The following is a 6,960-nucleotide window of genomic DNA, read 5'->3' as shown; positions in this document are numbered from 1 at the left end:
CGATCGGTCCGTTGTTGACGCTATACGTCCGCGAGTTGAACCCATACACGACGTCGCTCGCATTTCTTGCTGGAATCGTCGCCTCGGCCCCGGGAGTCGCCGCCCTGATTTCGGCGCCGCGGCTCGGCCAATGGTCGGACCGATTCGGCGCGGAACGCATCTTGTTTTGGGCGCTCATCGTCTATAGCGCGCTCCTCATCCCACAGGCGTTCGTCACATCGACAACACAGCTCGTCTTCTTGCGCTTCGGTCTCGGGTTCGCGACAGCGGCGCTCCTGCCGTCCGTACAGTCGTTGCTGCGGCAACATACGCCGAGCTTCGCCACAGGTCGAATCTTCTCATACAATCAGTCCGCCCAGTTTATGGGGAACTTGCTCGGTCCGTTGTTCGGATCTCAAATCGTCGTCCATTTTGGATTTTCGGCTTTGTTCGTCGTCACCGGGCTCATCATGTTGATGAACGCATTTTTAGAGAAATCAAACGTTCGTTCACTTGTTGCAAAGCCAAAATAAAACGCCGAACGTTAACTCGGCGCAGGATGTTGACGAACCAAATCGCCCCTTGCGATTTGATTCGTCTTTTTTGTGTTCAACGAGTTCAATCTACTCACCCCGACACGGAATGGATGACGTACGATGTCGACGTTCGTTTCGGCTATCATGGCGACAGAAATAGAAAAACGGCCGTCAGATGGCGACCGTTTGAGTTGCTCGTCCGACGGCGCCCCGACTCCTGCAGGAGAGCAATCCGACGGAGACCCAGCAGCGACGCGAGTCGCAATGCGGCTCCGGGATTGCCTGCGGAAAGCGTGGACGCCGGAAGGACGAGCGATTCGATTGATGTTAGTCAACAAGCTGAAAACGCCGAGCGCGCGCTCGGCGTTTTTTGTTATAGCAAGTCGGCGGCCAACCGGGCGAGCGACGAACGCTCCCCTTTGACGAGTTGGACGTGACCGAACACGTTTTGTCCTTTGAATCGTTCGACCGCATACGTCAACCCGTTCGAATACTCATCCAAGTACGGATGGTCGATTTGATACGGATCGCCGACGAGGACGATTTTCGAGTTTTCGCCGACACGGGTTAAAATCGTCTTAATCTCATGCTTCGTCAAGTTCTGCGCCTCATCGATGATGATGAACTGGTCCGGCATGCTGCGTCCGCGAATATACGTGAGCGCCTCGAGTTGAATCGATTTGATGCCGGCCAAGATATTGCCGAGTTCGTCTTTTGAATTGGCGTTGAATAAAAATTCCAAGTTATCATAAATCGGTTGCATCCACGGACGGAGTTTCTCTTCCATCTCGCCCGGTAGATACCCGATATCGTTCCCCATCGGGACGACCGGCCGCGCGACGACGAGCTTGTTGAAGCGATGTTCGTCCTCGACGAGGGAGAGGCCCGCCGCGAGCGCGAGCAACGTCTTCCCGGTCCCGGCTTTACCGAGCAGCGTGACGAACGGGATGTCATCACGGAGTAGTAAATCGAGTGCCATCCGTTGTTGGACGTTACGCGGGTGGATGCCCCAAACATGGTCGGCATCGAGCGATAAAGGCCGGATGATCGGTTGCAACGCGTCGACGACGGCGAGAACGCTCGCTTTCGAGACGTTGCTTTTCAAGACGACGAACGAGTTCGGATACAGCTGATTTTTCGAAATGGCCGACACAGGCAATTGACGCACTTTATAGAATTCGTCGATGAGCGTTTGGTCGACCTCAAATTCGCGGTACCCGGCATACAGGTTCGTCGTATCGACGATATGGTCCGTCAAATAGTCCTCGGCTTCGATGCCGATGGCGTCCGCTTTGACACGGACGAGTATATCTTTCGACACGACCACGACTTTTCGGTTCGGGTCGTGCTCGTATTGTTTCATAAGTCCTAATGCGACGGTCAAGATCCGGTTGTCATTCGTCATGACGTCGAACGGAAAATCGACCGAATGTTCATGGCCGATCTCGACGAACAACCGGCCTCCGTTTTCGAGCGGCACCCCGTCGTGCAGTTTCGCGGTCGTCCGAAGTTGGTCGAGGACACGCGCCGTCTCTCGGGCGTTGCGACCGACCTCATCCATGTTTCGCTTCTTCCCATCGAGTTCCTCTAAGACGATCGCCGGGATGACGACATCGTGCTCATCAAATTGAAATAAAGAGAGTGGATCGTGTAAGAGTACGTTCGTATCGAGCACATATGTTTTTTTCATAGACTTTGCCGCCCCTCGCAAATTGTTGGTGATCAGGAGTTCAAGCTTTCCTTGACTTCACGGTCCAACTTTTCTGCTGCTTCCACATCGTACGTCTTGATGATTTCCGGTTGCCCGAACATGGCGCCGTAAAACGAGATGTTTCGAACTTCCTCGATCCGCCCTTCGAAAAAGCGAAGGTGTAGCGCCGGAACGATACTAGGTTCAAACTCCGCGACCGGAGATAACGTCGCGTTGTACGCCGAGCCGTCTTCGATAAAGACGAGGCTCGCTGTTCTCTCTTGCTGTAATAGCGTGATTAAATGTGAGTTTTTCGTCAGGGCGAACCGAATCGTCTGTCGCGTCGGGGCTTGCACCCAACTGATGGCATGTGTCGTCGGCCATCGCTTCGCTTCGTCGAACGCGACTAATATCGATAACGGCATGTCGTTCAACGCACCCTGTTGCGCGTCAGACAACTCAAACATCGCTTTACTTGCCATACACTCCCCTCCTCCACGGGTATATGAATTGCTTTCGCCCTTACCTCATTCATTCCCTGCTTTTCTATTGTGAAATCATGCTATAATCAAGAAAGAGGAAGGTGAGACCATGCGCGTAAAGTGCTCTCTTTGTGATAAAGTCGAAACGATTGACTCGTGGTCGTTTGAAGCGAAACGGCTTCGCAACAAACCCGCCAAAACGTATATGTGCCAAACGTGCCAAGAACGTATTTCCGAACGAACGGCAGAGCGGAATGCGACCGGTCACTTCAACTTATATCCGTCGTTCCGCCAAAAGCGGAGATGGTAATCAAAAATGACGCCCCGCATAGTGCGGGACGTCATTTTTTTAGTGGGATTCGATCCCTTGGCGGCGGTTCCACCAAAGGCGTCCTCGATAAATCGCCAAGACGATCGCCATGACGAGAAGCACTTCGGGAATCGGCCACGTGAAGAAGACGAGCGCCATCGTACCGGCACCGAGTGACAAGAGAATGTAGACGACGAGTGATTTCCACCACGTCAACTGTTTGGCAAAACCTAGTTTGAACACGAGAATCGTAAGTAAGATGACCGTGATAATCAACGCGTTAAACCCGACCGAAAAGTCGTTCGCGTCACTGCCGACGCCGAGGAGCGAGGCAATCCACGGCACATCGATTTGTGTGATGTCCATCGTTTGAGAAGCTTTCAAGCTGATAATCCCCCTTTACTTCATACACATCCATTCTACACTATCCAAAACAAAAGGGAACGCCGAGGCGCTCCCATTTCATTATTCTTTACCAAGTTTACGACGCTTGTCAGCTTTCTCGCGTTCGTTCTTGTTCAAGACTTTCTTACGGAGACGAATTGACTCCGGCGTGATTTCGCAGTACTCGTCGTCGTTCAAGAATGTGAGCGACTCTTCGAGTGAGAAGACGCGTGGACGCTTCAAGACTTGTGTCGAGTCTTTTGATGACGCACGCATGTTCGTTAACTGCTTCCCTTTGACGGCGTTGATGGCGAGGTCGACGTCACGGTTACATTCACCGATGATCATTCCCTCGTACACATCCGTACCTGGCTCGATGAAGATCGTTCCACGGTCTTCAAGCGCACCGATTGAGTAAGCCGTCGACTTACCAGGTTCGATACAAACCATGACACCGCTACGGCGGCCGCCGATGTCAGCAGAGATGAACGGACGGTACTCTTCGAACGTGTGGTTCAAGATTCCGTATCCGCGTGTCGCAGACAAGAACTCGTTACGGTATCCGATGAGACCACGTGACGGAACGATGAATTCCATACGCGTCTGACCGTTGTCGTTCGTGTTCATGTTCGCAAGTTCACCTTTACGGAGACCGATCGACTCCATGACTGAACCTGTATACTCTTCTGGCACGTCGATGATGACGCGCTCGAACGGCTCGATTTTCGAACCATCTTCGTCTTCACGGATGATAACTTGTGGTTTCGAAACTTGAAGCTCATAGCCTTCACGACGCATGTTCTCGATCAAGATTCCGAGGTGAAGTTCACCGCGTCCTGAAACGATCCATTGGTCAGGTGAGTCTGTGTTTTCGACACGGAGTGAAACGTCCGTCTCGAGTTGTTTCATCAAACGCTCTTCGATTTTACGTGCTGTCACGAAATCGCCTTCGCGTCCTGCGAACGGTGAGTTGTTTGTCATGAAGCGCATTTGAAGCGTCGGCTCATCGATGCGGAGGAGCGGAAGCGGCTCTTCTTTTCCGACCGGTGTGACCGTCTCCCCGACGTTGATGTCTTCCATCCCGGCGATGGCAATCAAGTCACCGGCTTTCGCTTCGTCGATTTCAACGCGCTTGAGGCCGAAGTAACCGAACAATTTCGTTACACGAAGTTGCTTGATTGAACCGTCTGTTTTGCAAAGTGACACAGACTCGCCGACTTTGATTTTTCCACGGAAGACGCGACCGACACCGATCCGGCCGAGGTAGTTATCGTAGTCGAGCATCGTGACTTGGAACTGAAGCGGCTCATCCGAGTTGTCGATTGGCGCTGGCGTGTTCTCAAGGATTGTGTCGAGCACGTACGTGATTGTATCTTCTTGCTTCTCTGGATCAGGATCGAACGAACTTGAACCGCTGACTGCAGACGTATAGACGACAGGGAATTCAAGTTGATCTTCATCTGCTCCAAGGTCAATCAACAAGTCGACAACTTCGTCGACGACGTCGAGTGGACGTACCATCGGCTTGTCAATCTTGTTGACGACGACGATTGGACGGAGACCTTGGTCGAGTGCTTTCTTCAATACGAAACGCGTTTGCGGCATGCAGCCTTCACGCGCGTCGACGACGAGGATAACGCCGTCAACCATACGCATGATTCGCTCAACTTCTCCACCGAAATCGGCGTGACCTGGCGTATCTACGATGTTGATGCGTGTGTCTTTATAATCGATTGCCGTGTTTTTCGCGAGAATCGTGATTCCGCGCTCACGTTCGATATCGTTCGAGTCCATGGCGCGCTCAGCGACCATTTCATTTGTCCGGAATGTCCCAGACTGTTTCAACAATTCATCGACTAGCGTTGTTTTACCGTGGTCAACGTGGGCGATGATGGCTACGTTCCGAAGGTTTGTTCTTACGTTCATGTAGTTAGTCCTCTCTTATTTAAAAAAGTTTCATCTTTTATTCAACTTTAAGAGTATAGCACACGTCCCACTACCTTTGTCGAGTGTTATCGACTGTTACCGTTTCCATTTATCATCTTTTTTGCATACAATAGAGGAGATTAGACAATAAGGGGGAATCTCCATGCAAAAGCTGTTCGTGCTCATCGCCATCGCCGTCGTTGCCGGGTTTGTCGGTATCGGGGTCGGCGTCGCCGAAAGAAGTGCCGCCATCATCATCGGTAGCCTCGCGTTAAGCGCGGTCGCCACGTATTTCGGAATCAACTTACGCCGTCGCGTCCTCTCGAACCAACAATCATGACAAAAGCCCGGGTACAGTCGATGCCCGGGCTTTTCCAATTCATAAATCTCGCGTCAAACAGATTCGGTCGAGAAGTGGGAGACCGTCTTCTTCAATCGCCGCGTACCCATGGTTCGGGAAGTAATCGCGTTCGACCGATTCGAAACGAAAACCGGCTTGTTGATAGAAACGGAGCTGGACGACACTCGAGTTGCCCGTGCAGACGAGCATCCGCTTCGCACCGCTCCCCTTCGATCGCCGAATCGCATCTTGGAGCAATCGTTGGCCAATCGTCTGATTTTGGCGTTCCGGCTTGACGGCGATGTTGACGAGCTCAATCAACTCGTCGCTGCGCCGAACGAGCATGTATGCCCCGACGAGTTCGCCTCCGAGCATCGCGACATACGTCTCCCCCGCTTTGAACTGTTCTTGAATCATCGCTTCCTGCGGGTTTGCCAAAAGCAGTAACGTCTCGACATCTTTGTAAGACGCCTGTGGCTGAATCTCTAAGTCAGGCCGTACTTCCGGCGTCGCGCCTTTGGCGATGACGTAATGCTTGACGACATCGTTGACGAACGTCTCGCTTCCGGCGAGGACCGACGTCTTGCCATCGTAACGAATCGGCTCCCCATATAAGGAAGCGACCCGTCCACCTACTTCCTCGACAAGCAACTTACCGGCCGCATAATCCCAGGGCATGTTGCGCATTGTGATATAGCCGTCGACGCGACCTGCCGCAAGCCACGCCAGTTCGAGCGAGGCGGCACCGTGCGCACGTGTCCCGACTGAATCTTTGACGATCGGCGCCAACACTTCCGGTGCGATTTGTCGGTTCGGCGTCACCCACGTCGCGTTCATGCTGAGGAATGCATCTCTTACGTAATGCTCTCTGATGGCAGGCAAGATCCTACCGTTTAACGTCGCCCCCTGATTTCGACGCGCGACGAACAGTTCGTCCGCCATCACATCGTAGACGAACCCATATTCGACGACCTCGTCAATCATGATAGCGACCGAGATGGCGAACATCCGCTTTTGATGGATAAAGTTCAGCGTGCCGTCAATCGGGTCGACGAACCAAACCGTCCCCGTCAAGTCGGCCGGTCCGGTTGAGATGCCCTCTTCGCCTACAATATGATGGTTCGGATAGGCGTCTTGGATCCGGTCGACAATCAGCTGTTCGACGGCCCGGTCGATCTCCGTTACCAAGTCGCCTTTCCCTGTCTTCCGCTCAATCTCGTACCGCTCGTCAATCTGTTGCCGAATATATTCCCCCGCTTGCTTGATTAAGTCGATTGCAAACCATTCCAACATGTATATCACCTCTATCTGCA

The 6,960-nt window shown here is 52.7% G+C and carries 8 protein-coding genes; 3 read left to right on the top strand and 5 right to left on the bottom strand.

Going from position 1 to position 6,960, the window contains the following annotated elements:
• Nucleotides 1–512: MFS transporter (locus RT52_RS14170; protein WP_034818025.1), on the top strand; the 512-nt coding region annotated here is incomplete at its 5' end.
• A 376-nt stretch (nt 513–888) separates the two neighbouring features.
• Here the strand turns inward: RT52_RS14170 and RT52_RS14165 are convergent.
• Together RT52_RS14165 and RT52_RS14160 are read right to left on the bottom strand one after the other, a co-directional pair.
• On the bottom strand, nt 889–2,205 hold the full coding sequence (locus tag RT52_RS14165) for a PhoH family protein (protein WP_034805711.1): 1,317 nt from the start codon (nt 2,203–2,205) through the stop codon (nt 889–891).
• 32 nt (nt 2,206–2,237) lie between these two features.
• Nucleotides 2,238–2,687 carry a PNPOx family protein gene (locus tag RT52_RS14160; RefSeq protein WP_034818024.1) on the bottom strand — a complete coding sequence of 150 codons (450 nt, stop codon included), beginning with the start codon at nt 2,685–2,687 and terminating at the stop codon, nt 2,238–2,240.
• 109 nt (nt 2,688–2,796) lie between these two features.
• Between RT52_RS14160 and RT52_RS14155 the strand changes: the two genes are divergently transcribed.
• Nucleotides 2,797–2,997: a YlaI family protein gene (locus RT52_RS14155; protein ID WP_024369989.1), complete on the top strand. Its 201-nt coding sequence runs from the start codon at nt 2,797–2,799 to the stop codon at nt 2,995–2,997.
• 39 nt (nt 2,998–3,036) lie between these two features.
• Here the strand turns inward: RT52_RS14155 and RT52_RS14150 are convergent, their stop codons facing one another.
• Nucleotides 3,037–3,381 carry a YlaH-like family protein gene (locus tag RT52_RS14150; RefSeq protein ID WP_235193430.1) on the bottom strand — a complete coding sequence of 115 codons (345 nt, stop codon included), beginning with the start codon at nt 3,379–3,381 and terminating at the stop codon, nt 3,037–3,039.
• Nucleotides 3,382–3,462: 81 nt separating this feature from the next.
• Nucleotides 3,463–5,307: a translational GTPase TypA gene (gene typA, locus RT52_RS14145; protein ID WP_034818023.1), complete on the bottom strand. Its 1,845-nt coding sequence runs from the start codon at nt 5,305–5,307 to the stop codon at nt 3,463–3,465.
• 163 nt (nt 5,308–5,470) lie between these two features.
• Here typA and RT52_RS16425 point away from each other — a divergent pair, with 163 nt between their 5' ends.
• The gene (locus tag RT52_RS16425) at nt 5,471–5,647 is read left to right on the top strand and encodes a DUF5325 family protein (protein WP_034807540.1); all 177 of its coding nucleotides are present in this window, start codon (nt 5,471–5,473) and stop codon (nt 5,645–5,647) included.
• Nucleotides 5,648–5,686: 39 nt separating this feature from the next.
• On the opposite strand, the gene RT52_RS14135 is transcribed toward RT52_RS16425, so the two are convergent.
• Nucleotides 5,687–6,940: an inositol monophosphatase family protein gene (locus RT52_RS14135; protein ID WP_034818022.1), complete on the bottom strand. Its 1,254-nt coding sequence runs from the start codon at nt 6,938–6,940 to the stop codon at nt 5,687–5,689.
• Nucleotides 6,941–6,960: the final 20 nt, after the last annotated feature.

It is taken from the genome of Exiguobacterium alkaliphilum 12/1 (assembly GCF_000714435.1).
Lineage (GTDB): Bacteria > Bacillota > Bacilli > Exiguobacteriales > Exiguobacteriaceae > Exiguobacterium > Exiguobacterium alkaliphilum.
Note: the sequence above shows the minus strand (reverse complement) of the source record. Positions and strands in the feature narration are given on the sequence as shown.